Origin of the sequence: Streptomyces sp. NBC_01006, from assembly GCF_045162725.1 — a bacterium.
Classification (GTDB): Bacteria; Actinomycetota; Actinomycetes; order Streptomycetales; family Streptomycetaceae; genus Streptomyces.
Genome location: NZ_CP108701.1, coordinates 335,310 through 351,330, shown reverse-complemented (window position 1 = coordinate 351,330; position 16,021 = coordinate 335,310). Strand labels below are relative to the sequence as shown.

Below are 16,021 nucleotides of genomic sequence, written 5' to 3'. Positions count from 1 at the left end.
GCGGCGCGGGCCTTGGCCGCCGGTCAGCGGTTGGCTGCCTCGGACATCTTGCCGATCTGCTCCCACAGCACCGCGGGGGTGGCGAAGGTGTCCAGGGACAGCGCCTCGTCCACGAACCGGACGTCGTACGCCTGCTCCAGGGAGCCCAGGAGCTCGACCACGCCGAGGGAGTCCAGCCCCACGGCCCGCAGATCGGTGTCGGCCTCAAGCGGCTCGTCCGCACTGAGGAACGGCAGGTACTCCCGCAGAAGTTCCTCGAAATTGTTGTCCCAGCCCTTGTCCCAGCCCATGGTGACCCCAGTCTTTTCCGCTGCCGTGTCGGTCGTCGTTTCGACGTTTCCCAAGCACGTGACGCTAGGACCGCCGAACACGCCGCCGGAACCCCGGCCGGACCCCTAACCCGCGAAGAACGCACGCACACATCTCTTTCGGATCCTTCGGAGTGATCATGTCTGACACCAAGCGCCAGGCCTTGTACGAGCGCTTCCGCCGCGGGCTGGCCCTGTCCCCCGACCGCCCGGCGCTGCGGATCGGCGCCGAGTCGTACACGTACCGGGAGCTGCACGAGCAGGCCCTCACCTGGGCCGGCTCCCTCGGCTCCGCCAAGGTCGTCGGCGTCCTCGCGGGCAAGAGCGTGACCGCGTACGCCGGCATCCTCGGCGGGCTCTACGCGGGCGCCACCGTCGTCCCCCTCCACCCGGACTTCCCCGCAGTCCGCACGGGCCGCATGCTCGAACTCTCCGCCGCGGCGGCCCTGATCGTCGACGCCCAGGGCCGCGCGGCGCTCGGCGACATCGCGATCCCGCTGGTGGACCCGGACCCGGCGAAGGCGCTCACCGAGCCCCGCGAGGTGGAGGCGGCCGACACGGCGTACATGCTGTTCACGTCGGGCTCCACGGGCCGCCCCAAGGGCGTGCCGATCAGCCACGGCAGCACGCACCACTACTTCGAGCTCCTCGACGCCCGCTACGGCTTCACCCCGGACGACGTCTTCACGCAGACCTTCGACCTGAACTTCGACTGCGGCATGTTCGACCTGTTCTGCGCCTGGGGCGCGGGCGGCGTCGTCGACGTCGTACCGCCGAGCGCCTACCTGGACATGCCGGCCCACCTCGAAAAGCGCGGGATCACCGTCTGGTTCTCCACCCCCAGCGCCATCGGCCTGGTCCGCCGCATGGGCGGCCTGAAGCCGGGGTCCATGCCGACCCTCCGCTGGAGCTTCTTCGCCGGGGAGGCGCTGCGCGTCCAGGACGCCGCCGACTGGCAGGCCGCGGCGCCCGCGTCCACCCTGGAGAACATCTACGGGCCGACGGAGCTCACCGTCACCATCACCGGGTACCGCTGGGACCCGCAGACCTCGCCCGGCCAGGCGGTCAACGGCCTGGTCCCGATCGGCGCCGTCCACGCGGGCCACGACCACGTCCTCCTGGACGAGGAGGGCGCCGAGACCGGGACCGAGGGCGAACTGCTGATCACGGGCCCGCAGATGGCCACCGGCTACCTCGACCCGCAGGACGACGCCGGCCGCTTCGTCGAGCGCGACGGCCGCGTCTGGTACCGCACGGGCGACCGGGTCCGCCGGCTGCCCGGCGGCGACCTGATCTACCTCGGCCGGCTGGACTCCCAGGTCCAGGTCCAGGGCTGGCGGGTCGAGCTCGCCGAGGTCGACCACGCCCTGCGCGCCTGCGAGGGCGTGGAGGACGTGGTCACGGTCGCCCGCCCCGTGGACGGCAGCACCGAACTCGTCGTCTTCTACACCGGCGAGGTCCGCCCGGCGGCCGAACTGGCCCGCAGCCTGCGCGAGGTCCTCCCGCACGGCATGCTCCCCCGCCGCTTCGAACACGTCCCGGAGTTCCCCCTGAACTCCAACCGCAAGGTGGACCGCCCGATCCTCGCGGCCCGAGCCGAATCCCTCCTCACCCCCCGCCGCCGCGCCGCCTGACACCCCCGCCTCCGCCGAACGGCCCCACCGCCCCCCCGGTGGGGCCGTTCGCATGCCGGTGATGGCTTCGCCGCTAGGGTGGCAGGGCACGTGACGCCCCGGAGGAGCAGACCAGAGGATGATCACCCAGATTCGGGATGAGCCGGGCCACACGCTCGGCATCACCGTCGGAACACTGATCGCCTCTCAGGACGGCCCGCTCCCGGTCCGTATCCGCCTGCGGGTGGGCCGTACGCCGGGCGGGCAGGTGGGAGTGCTGGCGAGGAGCGCCATCTGGGTCAGCAGCCTCGACGAACCCGGGTGGATGGCGAACGTGGGGCTGGGCGAGGAGGCGCAGGCCACCGTCGCGCGTGCGCGCTCGGCCTTCCTCGCCCGAACGGACGGCGTGGAGTACCTGGCCTTCAAGGGAAACATCGGCCCCGCTTGGGATCCGCAGGCTCTGAAGGAGTTCGAAGGCGAAGCGGAAGAGGGCGGTGAAAGGTACGCCGAGGACTTCGCGGTGGCGCCGGGCGCCGAGCTGCGCGCCCTCGTGGCCCGTGAGTGCGCCTCCTGGTTCCCCTTCGTCCTCGATCCGGAGGCGCTGCGCACACCCACGGCCGCGCTCGCGACCGGCAGGACCACCCCGGACGGCGGCAACCTGGCGGCGGTCCTGCACCGCATCGAGGACGAGTCGCCGGGCAACTGGAGGCGGTTCGTCGCCGACTTGGCCGCGCTCGTCGACGGGGTACAGGACATCCGGCCGCTGTACGACCGGCGCCGGGAGGAATACGACTTCGAGGTGGAGTTCGGCAACACGGGCTGGATCAGCCCGCCGGCCCTCTCCGACGGCACCCTGCGGATGGTGGCCCTGCTCGCCGCTGCGGCCGACCCGGTCTGGCCGGGCGGGATGTACGTGGAGGAGATCGAGAACGGGATGCATCCCGAGCACGTCGCCGATCTCGTACGCAGGCTCAGGCGCGGCGCCGGCGTGACACCGGACGCGCCCCCCTCCCGCCCGTACCGGCAGCTCATCGCCACCACGCACTCCTCGGCCCTGCTGGCAGCCCTGCGTGACGACCTCTCCGGCAGCCTCGTCTTCATGGAACAGGCCGACCGGGTCGATCCGCAGGAGCAGAGCGTCGTCCGCACGACCGTGGCCCGCCCGCTCCGTGCCTTCGACCCGGAGCGGGATCCCGGCGAGACGGTCTCCCCGGAGCACGTGGAGAGGCTGCTGAGGAACCTGGGGCGGAGGGCGTCGTCGTGACGTACAAGTACCGGCCGCTGAAACCCGGGCTACTGCGACGTGGTCTTCGTCCACGGCGACGAGGACGCCCACGACGAGCGCCTCAAGCTGGTCTCCGAGCTGGAGCAGCGACGGGAACTGGCCCCGCGGGCCGGGGTGTCGGTTCCTCTCGTTCCGGTGCTGATGACCGAGTCGTGGATGCCGGCGGACCGCAAGGCCCTGGAACAGCTCGTCGGCGCCGAACCCCTGAAGGTCTACCCGTACACCGCGCCCTCCGCGCTGGAGGGCCACGTCACGATGAAGGGCAGCAAGGAGAAGCGCAACCCCAAACAGGTCTGGAAGGCCCTCCTCGGCCCGGACGCCCGCGAGGTGCTGAGCGACGGCGCGGAACTACTCGTACGCCGCACGAACCTCGACGTCCTCGACCAGCTCCCCTCGTACCGCAAGTGGTGCGAGGCCACCGCACGGGCGCTCCGAACCCTGAACTTCCTGTAGGGAACCGGCCCCGGTACCGCACCAAGCGAGAGCCTCCCACTGTCCGTACGTAGCTGCGTCCGGACCGCCGAGAACAACCGGCCGGGTGTAAGAACGGCGTGCCGGAGCTCCTGGCGCGCATGTCGCCGCGCGGCCGCGCGGCGAACCGTATCCGCGCGGCAGCGGAGCCCTCGTGACCAGCAAGAACACCGCTGAGAAACGGCCTAGCGGCGGACCGATCGCCAGATGTGTTCGGGCAGCGCGTCGGCAGCTTCTTCCAGATCCAGGTCCCCCACGGTGAGCCAGCGGCGGACGACGCCGATGACCGGCCCCAGGACGAGGGATTCGATCATGGGGGCGGAGAGTTTGGCGAGTTCGCCGGATTCCTGGTGCGCGTGGATCCAGAGGGAGATCGGTGTCAGCCGAGCCTCCTGGGAGTCCCGGATCTCCCGCGCGTGGGCCATGCCCTCACGATCCGCGGTGACGGAGTGCAAGAGACGGGCTGAGTCCGGCTGGGCTTGCACGAAGTCCAAGTAGGCCAGGACAACGGCTTGGATGCCGGAACGGGCGTCGGCTGCCTGGATCAACGCTGTCACCAGCGTCTTCAGGAGTTGCTCCAACGAGCGGTGCGCGAGTGCGGCGACCACGCCGTCGAGGCTGCCGAAGTGGTGGTAGATGCTTCCGGAACTGACCCCGCTGGCTTTGGTGATGGTGCCGAGCGTGAGACCGGCTTCGCCTGACGAGGCATAGAGGTGCAGCGCTGCGTCCAGGACCTGTTCGACGGTGGCTTCGCCGCGTTGTTGCTTCGGGCTCATCGAACAGCGTCCTTGATCTCGTACCGGTTGATCTCCGTGTTCCTCGTCGCGTACAGCCTAGGACACTTTTTCCAAATTTTTTTCTAGAAATACTTCCAGTTCTGGAGGTGGGGTCCCACACTGGACTTTGTGCCGGACGCAAGTACATCTGTGATGCAGAGCCGCCGCGTGGCAACGGATGCGATCGCCAGTGCGGTGCATCCGCTTGACCGGTACCCGAACGCAGTCGCCGCGGCCGCGCCGACGAGGCGGCAGCGGACCGGCCGGTGGATCGGTCACGTCGGATCGTCTGTGCGGTCACGCGAGGGCGCTCCGACTCAAGGCATCAGCTGCAGGGCATCCGGGGGTTGTCGATGGGTGTACGAAGGTTGGACCGGCTCGACACACACGGTGAGTTACCCGGCCGGATGTGCGGGAGCCGCGGCCAAGGGATCGGGCGCAGGAACAGGTTCACGCTGCGGTACGGACGGCGTGACGCCCTCCGTGCGGTGCTGCCCCCTGCCCGAGCGCGTGGCGGCGGCGTTCTGAAGGCTGCCGGCCTCCTGGCTGCCCATGCTCCGCCACGCCGGCCCGGGCTTCCCGGCACTTCCCGGAGCCCTTCGCGGGCAGCCAGGTGAAGCCGGGGCACATCAGCCGCCGGACACTGCTGCGGATGGGCCTCGGAGCGGGCGCCGCGGTCACCACCGCTGGCTGCAGCAGCAGCGGCGGCGGCGGAAGTGGCGGCAGCAGTCCCGGTGGCAGCGGTAGCAGCGGTGCGGCCCGACCGCCGCATACGTGGCGGCACGCCACTGGCAGCTGGGTCTATTCGTCACCAGTGGTCGCCGACGGCGTGGTGTACATCGGCAGCTACGACCACAACCTGTACGCGTTGGACGCGGGTACCGGCGCCCGCCGATGGGCCTTCAGCACCGGCGACACCGTGCAATCGTCGGCTGCGGTCGCCGACGGGGTGGTGTACGTCGGCAGCATGGACGGGAATGTGTACGCCCTCGACGCCGCCACCGGCTCCAGAAAGTGGGTCTTCCCCACCGGGAAATACGTCACCGCGTCTCCAGCGGTGGTCGACGGGGTGGTGTACATCGGGGGCCGCGACGAGAACCTGTACGCGCTGGACGCTGCCACCGGAAGCCAGAAGTGGGCCTTCCCCACCGGGGGATGGGTCAGCGGGACCCCCGCGGTCGTCGATGGGGCGGTGTACATCGGTGGGGGCAGGGAGGTGTACGCCTTGGACGCCTCAACCGGCACCAAGAAGTGGAGCTTCAGGACGCGTGGCGAGGCCTCGTTCTCGCAGGCCGTGGTGGCCGGGGTGGTGTACGCCAGCAGCATCGACAAGAACGTGTACGCCATTGATGCTGCCACCGGCACCAAGAAGTGGGCGTTCACCACCGGGGACGAGGTCCGATCCTCCCCGACCGCCGTCGGCGGACTCGTGTACGTCGGCAGCCAGGACGGGAACGTGTACGCCCTCGACGCGGCCACCGGCGCGGGACCGGCGCTGCCCTCTCCGACCGACGCCACGCCGGACGAGGCACCCACGGCCTGGACCTGACGCGATCTCACGGCGAGCGGCCGACGAAGACACTCATACGATCACATCGGAATCTCGGGGGACTCCATGGCTACGCCTCCACCCACTCCACCGACACCTCCCGGCTCCGGTACACCGGACTGCTCAGAAGGAAGCCCTGCACCGGTCCCGGCCACGCCGGGCGATCCGATCCACAACGGGGCTCCGACGGCGGCGTCGGAGGAGCCCGCACCCCCGCCCGGCCCGACCGCCTGGCACGCGTTGGCCGATGACCGCCTGCCGGGGTTCTGGGGGCTCCCGCCGAAGCACCGGGCGCTGTACGCGGCGGTCGCGGCTGCCGTGATCGTGGGAGGGATCCTGTTCGGGTACTACGCGAACTTCGGCCTGGATCAAGCCACGTCGACCGACCGGGCCCGTGCGGACAAGAACGCGGAGAAGGCCGTCGACCGCGAGCAGCCCGCCTTCGTCTCCACCATCACGCCGCCCGACTATGAACAAGAGGGGTTCGATCCGATCATCTTCGTCCTGGACAGGCCACTGACCGCAGGCGAGCAGGCCACCCTCACAAGCCTCAAGGGAGGGCAGCCGAAGGAAGTCTGGGCGTTCATGAAATCTCTCGGCGGGCGGATCGTCCAGTATCCCCCGGTCCTTCAGAAGCCCTTGGCGGGCGGCCACCAGTCTCCCCGGGGCATCCATGCCCAGACGTTCAACCTGAACCTGAACAGCGACCGTGACGCCGGACTCACCATCAACAGCATGACCGCGGTCAAGGACACGTGCACCGCACCGACGGCGCGGACGGTGGTCAACATCCCCCCGGCCGGCTCCAACGTCCGCCCGGGCCTTCTGTGGGACATGCCCGGCGGACTGGCGGACAAGCCGGAGGGGCCGTACGCCCTCGACGAGGGTGACGACCAGGGCCAGCTGTACTTCCGCCACAACGCCATCGACCTGGGCAACGGCCAGTCGAACATGGCCCTGCGGATCCAGTCCCTGGTCACCGATCAGACGTGCAAGTGGCACATCAACGCCTCGTATACCGATACCACCGGGCAGCACGACCAGCGCATCCCGGCGGGCGCGGCCACCTTCACCACGGAGGCGGTGCCGTCGAACCCGGTCCAGTACTTCGAGAACGTCATCTCCGAAGGCTGGGGTTGCATCGGTGAGATGAGCCAGCAGGGCTGCACCGCCACGAAGACTCTGGAGCGCGTACGACCCGGTAAGGGCAACTGAACCAGTGACGCCCCGTCGCCGGAGGTACACGGCGCTGCTTCCTGAACGTCCTCCAGGGGCCTGCTCCGCTGCGTAGACCACAACTACAACGATGGGATGTCTCCATGAGTGACCACTCAGGGGCGGCGGATCCGCGCCGGCCGGGTCGTATGCGCCGACGGGCTTTCCTGGCCGCCGGCGTGGGGGCGGCCGCAGCCGTGGCGGTCCCCTTGGGAATCCGGCTCGGCTCCGGCTCAAGCAGCGGGGGAGACGGGGGCGGGCCGACGGGAGGGGTACCTGCCAGGGGAGGACCCGCCGGTGTGGAGCTCACGCCGACGGTGACGATCGAGGTCGGCGCGGACAACCTGAGCCCTTACCTCGCGTACAGCCCCGACGGGAAACTGTTGGCCGTTGCTCTCAAGAAGAACGTCACGCTGTTAGACGCAGTATCCGGGGCACACATCGCCGCACTGACAGCGAAGGACCTGATGATGACCCAGGATCTCGCCTTCGCGGGCGGCCTGCTCGCTCTTGGCTATGCCAAGCCACCGACTTGGGAAAACCACATAGCGTCGGACGTCGGCGGGATCACGGTCTGGGACGTCGCCACGCAGCAGGAGGTCGCAGCGATCAACTCACCCTCCGAAGGCCTGCTCTTGGACGGCATGTCGGCGGTGGCGTTCAGCCCGGACGGCAGGCTGGTGGCCGGTGCCCGGAGCGCGAGCGACGGCATCGGCAAGGTCCCCGTGTGGGACGTACGTTCAGGTGCACATGTCAAGGACGTGCTGGTCGGAGCAGGCGAGGGCACCCGAACAAGCAGCGTGCGGAGTGTCGCCTTCAGCCCGGACGGGAAGATCCTGGCCGCGGGACACGGCACGGTGCTCAAGGGCGGTGTGACCCTGTTCGACACCTCCTCCTGGTCGCAGATCGCTGCTCTGCCAGTGGAGGTCGAGACCGCCTTCGGGGTGATCGACCTCGTCTTCACCCCGGACGGCAAGAGCCTGATCGGGGCCTCCGGAACAATCTCAGTCTGGGACGTCGCCTCGCACAAGCTCACCGCCACCATCGGGACCGGGGCCGGTGACTACGAGAGCCTGGCAATGAGCCCGGACGGTTCCTTCGTTGCCGCACCCAGCGGCAGCTCCGAGGCCGGGGGCATCACGCTGTGGGCCCTGCCGTCCGGCAAGGAAATCATCTCCGTGCCGACCGGCCGCAAGCACGCCGCCGACATCGCCTTGCACCCGGACGGCCGCACACTCGCCACCTCTGCCTCCGACGGCAAGACGTACTCCACCGTGCAACTGTGGAAGATCAAGCAACGGACCGCATGACCGCGCCAGGCCCGCGCCGAGCACGGCCCGTGCGAATGCTCGGCCCCCATCACGTCGGGTACCGGGCCGCATGCCCGAGTACCTGGCGAGGGGGGCACCGACTGGGGTTTCCAGTAGCGTCGATCCGTGATCGCCCTCGATGCCCTCGTCCGCCTCTGCCCGCCACCCGCCGATCCGCTGCCGGCGGTTGACTGGGCGCAGGCCGAACGTGCCCTGGGTGTGGCTCTGCCCGCCGACTACAAGCAGCTCGTCGAGACGTACGGGGACGGCATCTTCGACGGGACGATCTGGCTGCTCGTCCCCGACTCCGCCTACAGCGAATGCGACCTTCACGCGCAGACCGTGGAGCGGGACGAGATCTTGGCCGACCTTTGGGAGTTCGAGGCGAAGCCCGCCGCCCTGCTGGAGATGGGGGCGCGGGTCGTGCCGTGGGCGTTCGAGGAGGGTACGGGGGCGTTCCTGTACTGGCTGGCGCGGCCCGGGCAGCATCCCGACGAGTGGACCGTGCTCTACAACGAGGGGCGCGGCCCGCTGTGGGAGCACCACGACATGGGGTGCTCGGCATTCCTGGTGGCGGTGCTCACGGGAACGGCGGACACGGAGTACTTCGGCCACTTCTACGAAGTGCTCAAGCCAACGGAGCACCGCTTCGCGACGGCCGACCACACCCTCGGAGCGTCCCGCCGCTGACGCCGTCCGGCCCCTCAGGGCGGAGCCGTAGCGCAGAGGTCGTCGCGCGCGGTCTCCAAAATCGCGAGGACGCTGGTTCGAATCCATCCGTACGGACCCTGGTTGCCGGGGTCGAGGTTCTGGGTCCTCGCTCCGACTCGCTGTGCCAAGTTGGCTCTACCTTCAAGCGACAGGCATGGCTCTCAAGCGGAGCGGGGTGTAGGCGCGGGCGTCCGTGTTCCACGTGGTGGTGCCCCACACGGTGCTGCGCGTACGCCAAGCGATCTCGCCCGTCTCGTCGACGAGCTCCTGCGGGGTGCCGATCAGGTCGGTGACGATGGCGAAGAACCGGCTGTCGATCTCCCGCCCGTCCGCCGAAACCAGCCGTTCGGACTGAGCCAGTGGCTGGGGGCCCTCATGGTCCCAGGTCAGGGTGGCCGAGTGCGGCTGTTGCGGGCTGGTCGTCGTCTGCTCGCAGGGCGGTGGTCAATGGGAGGGAGGCCTCCAATGCCGCGGGGCGATTCGCTTCGTTCATGATGGGGCTCGTGAATCCCCGTGACCTCGATCTCGTCATTGCCGCTGTCCATGCTGTCGGGCCGTGCCCGCCAGGTGAGGAGGCCGATTGGACCGACCGCGTCCGTGACCGTGCCGTGAGTCTTTACGTCCTGGGGGACACGGTGGGGCAGGACATTGCCCGGCTGGATGCGGCGAAGCAGTTCACGGCGACGCTGCTGGATGTGCGGGTGGAGGCATCCAGTAAGCGCGGTGTGCTGGTGTTGCGGAACACCTCGGGGGAACTGGAGCAGCCGATCCGCACGGACCGCGGTGATTCCGAGGCGGGGCGGGCGATGATCGAGCGGGCTCGGGCTCTGATCGGCCACCGGGTACGGGTGTACCGCCTCAATGAGCGGATGGCATCGAATCCGAAACTTGAGGTGCGCATCGTGGTCCACCTGGCCGACTTCGGCCTCGACACCGACCCGGTCCACGAGAACAGCGCGAAGCAGAACGTCCTCGCGGCCGCCGAGGGCGACACGGCCGTCGCCCAGCGGGCATGGTCGGAGGCGGGCCTCCCGGAAGCCGGTGCCGTGTCCGTATGCCAGCTGGCCGACGCGCTGGCATGTCTCCCGCAGGCTGATGGAGAGCCGGATATGCGACGTTTCGCCTGAAAGGTCGCGATCGGAGAAAGTGCTCCAGAATGCGTCGTGGCGCGCCTGAACTTGCTGCTCAGCAAGCCTGCTCCCCGCGCACGCGGGGATGACCCCGATGCCAGGCCAACCGGCTCGACGCCTCCATGGCGCACTTCCGAAGCCCGCGCAGCACGCCGAAGTCCGGTTTCCCGACTGGCACATGAACTGGCGTGGACTAGCGCACGAGTTCGGGATCTGTTGGGTGTCCAAGAGCAGAGGCCGGTGCTCCGCCTCGTCCAGTAGCGGTTGCCGCCGACCTGAGCAGCCGAGGGATGGCTTCTGCTGCCCCGTCGTCACAGCTTTCCAGTATCAACACGGTGCTGTCCCGGCACCTCATGTGAACGGCACCGGGTCCTACTCATCTCAGGGCCGACCCCGGTGGCTTGCCGACGTGCTCGAAGGATCAGAGTGTCGCGTCGTCACCGAGGGCGCCGGCACTGATGGCGCCGCGAAGGACGTGGGCGATCTCCTCGGGCTTGAGGTCGATGCTGCCGAGCCCCTCCACGGTCAGCGGGATCTCCTCCAGCGCGTATTCGCCGCGTCCCTCGGCGCTGAACTCGGGGCCGGTCCGGTCCTCGAAGGACCACGTCGCGATGCGGGCGAGGTAGAAGAACTGACACTCGTCGTCGGACTCCATCGTGTGCAGGAGGCGGATGATGTCGGCCTTCCCCGCGATCTCCTCGTGGATCTCCCGGTGGAGAGCGGCCTCCCGGGATTTGTCGCTCTCCTCGACCCCGCCGCCGGGCAGCACCCAGTACATGGGGATTCCGGGCTTGGTACGGCGGATGACCAGCATCTTGTCGTCCACGGTGACGAGGACGGCTCGGACTCGTTCGATCATTTCGTTCTGTCTCCTTGCTTGTTGACGGTCTCAGTGCAGCAGCCAGCCACTCCATGAGGGGGCACTTCCGACATGAGGACCGACGTCTCGGAGCACCGTCGACTTTCAGGGTTGTCTCAATTGCCGGATTCGGTGAAAGTGCGCGATGAAGGCATGCCACTCACATAGAGTCCCAGGCCAGAGAGCCTGCTCCCCGCACACGCGGGGATGACACTGCCCTCGACACGTACGTCAACGACGTCCGCCGTGGTTTCAGGCGATCGGGCTCAGCGGCAGAGTTCCATGATGGTGTCGTCGAAGTCGGGGAACTCCCGTGTGGCCTGCTCGATCACGGTGGCTGCCGGCGCACGGCGCTCAGGTGCGAACTGTTCGGCGATGGCCGTCAGCGCACGATTGGGGTGCGGGCCCCAGTCGGGCTTGCGGTCGTACGACGTGGCTGCTTCCCATGGGCCGAACCCGTCGGCCAGGAGCCACAGGAAGGCGCCTAGATTGCGGGCGACAACGCCGGTCTCCCCTTCGGAGCCGAGGAAGACGACCGGCTGCTCGACCAGCACCCGGTCCGGGTGCATCAGCCAGAGTGCGGCGTATCCGCCAGTTCCGTCCTGGCCGAACACGCGGAAGCGGTCGCCGTTCAGCTCGCGGTTGCCGGTCCACGCTCGGAACCATTCGGTCGTCTCGTCGGCGGACAGGAAGGCCTCGAAGGGCTCGAAGTCGACACCGTCCTCGCCCATGGAATCGAGCCGGACCGCCATGGCAGCGGCAAGCGGGGCGGGCAATCCACGGTCCTCGTTCGTGATCACGCGAGCAGATTAGCCAGCGGATCAGATCTCGTGCGGCGGACGGCCTACCAACCCGCTCCGCGGCCGCGACGATCGGACATTCCGTATCAGGCTGACGCCACGTCACCGGCACGGCGGGCTTCCGTCGTCGGCGGACAGGCGGACAGGCGGACAGGCGGACAGGCGGACAGGCGGAGTGCGGGTTCGGTGATCGGCCCGGCTGACGGCCTGCACGAAGGGGTGCCCGAACAGCGGATCCCTCGTGGAAGCGGAGGATCCGCAAGTTTCCGGTCTCTGCGGCGAGCCGTTGCCGAGCACCGCGACACGCTGAGCCGGAACCGCCCTCTTGACATCTCACGCACGCAATTCGTCGTACACGCGTACGTATCTCCGGGCTACTGTCCCCCCCTTCCGACCCGTAGAAGGGACAGCCGCTGTGCGCCAAAGTGCCGCCGGCAACACCGTGTTACGAATCGCGACCACCATCGCTGCCACGCTCGCCGCCGTCGTCGGATCGACAGCCTCGGCCTCTGCCCAGCCGACCGCTGATGCCCGGCCCGCCTCGATCGCCAGGCCGCTGACACCCGATGGGAACGCTGACCGCAAGCCGGAGCCGAAGCCCGGGAGCGGTCCCGTCTCACTGACGGCTTCCAGCCGGGACAAGTGCTCGACGCCCGCTTCCGACGGCCGCCACGGCTGTGTCGAAGTCACAACCGCGGATACACCGCCGGCTGGCGCCCTGTGGCGATCACCCGGTCTCGCAGCCGGAGTCACGCCGCCGCAGTGGTGCGACCAGGCGTACAACCAGGTGTGGGGCACCCGCACGCAGGCCTGTATATGGTCGACGGTCACCTACACCACCTACCTCGTCACCAACGGGCAGCGCACGACGACCGGCCAGGCCAACATCACGGTGATGCAGTACAACTACACCGACACCGGGCTGAGCCGCTACGCGCACCAGATCGACACGTCGATGTACAGCGGCTGGGGGGACGCGACGAAGGCGACGATCGACGGCCAGGCGACACTGACGGGGCCCTGTACGCGCAACAGCGCCACCTTCCCCGCCAAGCCCCTTTCGCCCGTCAACAGCTGGAACACCGGCGAGTCCTTCTGGGACAGCGCGATCACAGGTCCGGCGGCGAAGGGCAAGTGCAAGACGCAGTGGTACCTCACCTTCAACAACCCGGGCTATGACCCTGCCGTTGTCGACTACTCGATGAACGAAGGCCGCTGCGACAACGCCACAGCCGGCCGGCCGGGCATCGGATGCGTCATCCCGTGGGCCGCCTCCAACCTCGTATACACGCGCACCGCGACTCCTGAGCTTGCCGGCCACGTGGCCAAGGCCCAGGCCACCGGCCTGCCGTCGCGGCTCACCCGGACCGAGGACCAGACCGTCATCGACTCCAACCGCACCAAGGCCTGCGGGTCCGCTCCGAGCGTCCCAGGAAAGTCCTGCGACGAGTACCCGATCGCCTCCTCGCAGCAGGGGTTGAACGCCGGAGGGACGCGGCGGACCCATCCGGGCTGCGGGTTCACCGGCGTTCCGGCGGGGACAGGTCCGGTCGGCGTCAGCGTGTGCATGATCGCTGTAGCCGACAACAATTCCCAGGGCGGAACCAACACACAGTTCTTCCGCCGGGAACGCGTCCTGCAGGACGATCCGTTCAACGTGGTCGTCCAGTAGGTGGCCAGGCCGGAGCCGGCCCACCCGGGAGCGTCGCCGTTGCGCGGTGGCCGAGCCGGTGGTTACCTCGCCTGGCGGGGGCGGCGCCGTACGACGTGAGGAGCGGTGATGACGAACCACCAGGCCCAAGTCTTCATCAACGAGGGCACCTTCGGGATCTTCGACCACGGCGAGGTACCCATCGAGAGCGCCGACTGGTCTGGGGACCTGATCGCCCCGATGTCCGCGGGGGCCATGGTACGGACAGGCATCAACACCGGAAACGTGCACGTGGAGGTCCGGACGAGCGCGGCGCCGAACGCGTCGGGGGAATGGGAGGAGCAAGCGACGGCACTGGTCTGGTCGCCCGCCGGCAGCCTGCGTGTCGAATCGGTCGTCGACGGGCCGAGGTCAGACCTTCCGATCCTGTCGACCTCTGGTCCAGGGTGGTACGAGCTGGAGGTCAAGGCTCGCGGTCGCCGACAGAATCCCGACGCTTCTCTCCCCGAATCCGCCGAGGCATACCTGGTCACAGTTCGTGCTGCCCCTGACATGACGGCTCCGGCGCCCCTCAGCACGTCGACCCTGCCAGACTCCGACGAGGAGGCCCGACGGCGACGGCTCCTCCAAGGATGACGGGAACAGAAACGGCGCTGCCCTGCCCCGCCTCTCACCGGAGGGGCAGGGCAGCACCGTCTGACCTGTCGTTGTCCGAGGACGTCGAACGGGCAGGAGCCCTCCGCCCTGCCACCCGGCCGCACCCACCGCAGACAAGGACCGGGGCGGCACGTCCCCGCGGGGCGGGCCTTCGTCAGTCTTCCTCGTCGCCCCGCCTCGTCACAGGCAGCCGCAGCCTGTGCCGTAGACGAGCAGGAAGAGGGCCGTCCCGGCGACGAGGGTGAAGCCGGCCGTGGTCAGGGCTGCGAGGCCCCGCCGGGCCCCTTTGGCGGGGCGTCGGTGGGTGCGCCAGGCGCCGTGGGCCAGGAAGAGGCTTGCCAGTCCGGCCGCCGCGAGCGTCGGCTGGCGCTGCTCGGACCAGGCAGCTGACACCCACATCGTCCGCCTCACCGGCGGCACGCTCGACATCAGACTCAAGCCGCCGACCTGGGGCAGCCAGTCCGTCTACCTCGAGACGATGGACGACGCCGGGAACGTCTCCAAGTCGGCCCGCCTGGACTACTACGCCCAGCCCTCCATCGCCCCCGCCTCGTTTGGCGACATCGACGCCGACGGCAAGCCGGACGTCCTGGTCCCGGACGCCGACGGCAACCTGCGCAAGCCCGGCTCCGACCCCTGGGACACTCCCAGCGCCCACCGCTTGGCCTCCCCCGACGGCAGCGACAGCTGGGCGGGCATCCAGTACACCCACCGAGGGACGCTGGGCTCCCAGCAGGTCGACGACCTGCTGGCGCACGCCCCGGGCGGCTACGGGCTGTACCGCTTCCGGAACTACGGAGCCGGCCGGTTCACCGAGCAGGCACCGATCGGCCTCAGCAAGCCCCGCACCTGCCGGAACACCGCGGGGGAGGCCATCGACTGTGCGCAGCACGGTTTCGCCGACGACTGGTCCCAGGTCACGCAGATCGCGGCGTACGGCTCGACCCGGGGCGACACGGCGGTCCATGGGATCCTGCCGGACACCTCCGTACTGTCCGTCGAGAACGGCCCCCTGTGGCTGACCCAGCGTGACGGCAACCAACTGGCCTGGGAGTCCACCCTCCTCTCGCCCAACGACGACAGGTGGGCCGCGTACGAGCTGCTCACCCCCCGGCCCCGCGCAGGGCACCGCGTTCCCGACCCTGTGGGCCCGCTCCACGGCGGACGGCACTATCCGCGCCTTCTCCGTCACCGGAACCGCCGACGCGCCGGACTTCTCCGCCTTCACTGACCCGACGGCGGGACCTGCCCTGACCACCATCTCCGTTGCCGCGCACCCGCGGATCGGCTCGGACGGTGACCTCACCGGTGACGGCCTGCCCGATCTGTGGTCCGCCGACGCCCCCGGCACGTTCACCGTCTTCCCGGGGACGGGCACGACCGCCCCCCACCCCACGGTGACGGGCTTCGCCCCGGCCGCCTGACCGGTGCAGGGCCTCCGGGGCAGAACATGCGCCGGAGGCTCGAGCGGCTGGCTCGATACCCCAAGGCTCTTTCAGTAAGTAGGGAAACATGGGAAAGCACGCCGTGTCCGAGATGGCGCGGGGATCCGCAGCGCTGGAGCTGGGGTCGCTGAGGTACGCCATCGGCGGGCGCACGCTGTTCGAGGGCCTCGATCTTCGGCTGCCGGTGGGGGAGTCCGTCGCCGTGATCGGCCCCAGTGCCCGTCCGCAAGTGGGTGTTCGG

Annotated in this window: 16 protein-coding genes, 1 tRNA gene and 1 pseudogene; 12 read left to right on the top strand and 6 right to left on the bottom strand. The window is 69.1% G+C overall.

Annotation, left to right across the window (positions count from 1 at the left end; genetic code table 11):
* Positions 1-23: 23 nt before the first annotated feature.
* Positions 24-344: an acyl carrier protein gene (locus OG509_RS41360; protein WP_406187915.1), complete on the bottom strand. Its 321-nt coding sequence runs from the start codon at positions 342-344 to the stop codon at positions 24-26.
* A 104-nt stretch (positions 345-448) separates the two neighbouring features.
* On the opposite strand from OG509_RS41360, the gene OG509_RS41355 reads away from it, so the two are divergent.
* From OG509_RS41355 to OG509_RS41345, 3 genes are all read left to right on the top strand, one after another.
* Complete coding sequence (locus tag OG509_RS41355; RefSeq protein ID WP_331742322.1) at positions 449-1,942, top strand: AMP-binding protein; 1,494 nt, start codon at positions 449-451, stop codon at positions 1,940-1,942.
* A gap of 118 nt (positions 1,943-2,060) precedes the next feature.
* Positions 2,061-3,185, top strand: a complete 1,125-nt coding sequence (locus OG509_RS41350) for an ATP-binding protein (protein ID WP_331742319.1) — start codon at positions 2,061-2,063, stop codon at positions 3,183-3,185.
* A 39-nt stretch (positions 3,186-3,224) separates the two neighbouring features.
* Entirely contained in the window at positions 3,225-3,659 is a 435-nt protein-coding gene (locus OG509_RS41345; RefSeq protein WP_331742316.1) for a hypothetical protein, read from the top strand.
* Between the two features lie 203 nt (positions 3,660-3,862).
* Here the strand turns inward: OG509_RS41345 and OG509_RS41340 are convergent, their stop codons facing one another.
* Positions 3,863-4,453, bottom strand: a complete 591-nt coding sequence (locus OG509_RS41340; protein ID WP_331742313.1) for a TetR/AcrR family transcriptional regulator — start codon at positions 4,451-4,453, stop codon at positions 3,863-3,865.
* Between the two features lie 652 nt (positions 4,454-5,105).
* Here OG509_RS41340 and OG509_RS41335 point away from each other — a divergent pair.
* From OG509_RS41335 to OG509_RS41315, 5 genes are all read left to right on the top strand, one after another.
* Positions 5,106-6,002 carry a PQQ-binding-like beta-propeller repeat protein gene (locus OG509_RS41335; RefSeq protein ID WP_331742764.1) on the top strand — a complete coding sequence of 299 codons (897 nt, stop codon included), beginning with the start codon at positions 5,106-5,108 and terminating at the stop codon, positions 6,000-6,002.
* A gap of 240 nt (positions 6,003-6,242) precedes the next feature.
* Entirely contained in the window at positions 6,243-7,217 is a 975-nt protein-coding gene (locus tag OG509_RS41330) for a hypothetical protein (protein ID WP_331742310.1), read from the top strand.
* Positions 7,218-7,534: 317 nt separating this feature from the next.
* A complete protein-coding gene (locus tag OG509_RS41325; protein WP_406187914.1) occupies positions 7,535-8,527 on the top strand; it encodes a WD40 repeat domain-containing protein in 993 nt (330 codons plus the stop codon).
* A gap of 126 nt (positions 8,528-8,653) precedes the next feature.
* The gene (locus tag OG509_RS41320) at positions 8,654-9,217 is read left to right on the top strand and encodes an SMI1/KNR4 family protein (protein ID WP_331742304.1); all 564 of its coding nucleotides are present in this window, start codon (positions 8,654-8,656) and stop codon (positions 9,215-9,217) included.
* A 25-nt stretch (positions 9,218-9,242) separates the two neighbouring features.
* A tRNA-Trp gene (locus tag OG509_RS41315) sits at positions 9,243-9,313 on the top strand.
* A 90-nt stretch (positions 9,314-9,403) separates the two neighbouring features.
* On the opposite strand, the pseudogene OG509_RS41310 reads toward OG509_RS41315, so the two are convergent.
* A pseudogene (locus OG509_RS41310) lies at positions 9,404-9,673 on the bottom strand (RHS domain-containing protein); the annotation flags it as partial.
* Between the two features lie 56 nt (positions 9,674-9,729).
* Between OG509_RS41310 and OG509_RS41305 the strand changes: the two are divergent.
* Complete coding sequence (locus OG509_RS41305) at positions 9,730-10,365, top strand: hypothetical protein (protein ID WP_406187913.1); 636 nt, start codon at positions 9,730-9,732, stop codon at positions 10,363-10,365.
* 424 nt (positions 10,366-10,789) lie between these two features.
* Here OG509_RS41305 and OG509_RS41300 read toward each other — a convergent pair whose 3' ends face one another.
* Positions 10,790-11,227: an NUDIX domain-containing protein gene (locus OG509_RS41300; protein WP_331742298.1), complete on the bottom strand. Its 438-nt coding sequence runs from the start codon at positions 11,225-11,227 to the stop codon at positions 10,790-10,792.
* A 266-nt stretch (positions 11,228-11,493) separates the two neighbouring features.
* Complete coding sequence (locus OG509_RS41295) at positions 11,494-12,027, bottom strand: SMI1/KNR4 family protein (protein WP_331742295.1); 534 nt, start codon at positions 12,025-12,027, stop codon at positions 11,494-11,496.
* A 787-nt stretch (positions 12,028-12,814) separates the two neighbouring features.
* Here OG509_RS41295 and OG509_RS41290 point away from each other — a divergent pair.
* Both OG509_RS41290 and OG509_RS41285 read left to right on the top strand, forming a co-directional pair.
* The gene (locus OG509_RS41290) at positions 12,815-13,699 is read left to right on the top strand and encodes a hypothetical protein (RefSeq protein ID WP_406187912.1); all 885 of its coding nucleotides are present in this window, start codon (positions 12,815-12,817) and stop codon (positions 13,697-13,699) included.
* Positions 13,700-13,807: 108 nt separating this feature from the next.
* On the top strand, positions 13,808-14,314 hold the full coding sequence (locus OG509_RS41285) for a hypothetical protein (protein WP_331742289.1): 507 nt from the start codon (positions 13,808-13,810) through the stop codon (positions 14,312-14,314).
* A 201-nt stretch (positions 14,315-14,515) separates the two neighbouring features.
* On the opposite strand, the gene OG509_RS41280 is transcribed toward OG509_RS41285, so the two are convergent.
* Positions 14,516-14,728 carry a lysine transporter LysE gene (locus OG509_RS41280; RefSeq protein ID WP_406187911.1) on the bottom strand — a complete coding sequence of 71 codons (213 nt, stop codon included), beginning with the start codon at positions 14,726-14,728 and terminating at the stop codon, positions 14,516-14,518.
* 85 nt (positions 14,729-14,813) lie between these two features.
* Here OG509_RS41280 and OG509_RS41275 point away from each other — a divergent pair, with 85 nt between their 5' ends.
* Entirely contained in the window at positions 14,814-15,566 is a 753-nt protein-coding gene (locus tag OG509_RS41275) for a hypothetical protein (RefSeq protein ID WP_331742283.1), read from the top strand.
* Positions 15,567-16,021 lie beyond the last annotated feature (455 nt).

Bases quoted from the DNA above. Each gene is read 5' to 3' on its own strand.
- OG509_RS41305 (WP_406187913.1), top strand. From the start codon at position 9,730: ATGATGGGGCTCGTGAATCCCCGTGACCTCGATCTCGTCATTGCCGCT.
- OG509_RS41275 (WP_331742283.1), top strand. From the start codon at position 14,814: ATGGACGACGCCGGGAACGTCTCCAAGTCGGCCCGCCTGGACTACTAC.
- OG509_RS41285 (WP_331742289.1), top strand. From the start codon at position 13,808: ATGACGAACCACCAGGCCCAAGTCTTCATCAACGAGGGCACCTTCGGG.
- OG509_RS41300 (WP_331742298.1), bottom strand. From the start codon at position 11,227: ATGATCGAACGAGTCCGAGCCGTCCTCGTCACCGTGGACGACAAGATG.
- OG509_RS41340 (WP_331742313.1), bottom strand. From the start codon at position 4,453: ATGAGCCCGAAGCAACAACGCGGCGAAGCCACCGTCGAACAGGTCCTG.
- OG509_RS41350 (WP_331742319.1), top strand. From the start codon at position 2,061: ATGATCACCCAGATTCGGGATGAGCCGGGCCACACGCTCGGCATCACC.
- OG509_RS41355 (WP_331742322.1), top strand. From the start codon at position 449: ATGTCTGACACCAAGCGCCAGGCCTTGTACGAGCGCTTCCGCCGCGGG.
- OG509_RS41335 (WP_331742764.1), top strand. From the start codon at position 5,106: ATGGGCCTCGGAGCGGGCGCCGCGGTCACCACCGCTGGCTGCAGCAGC.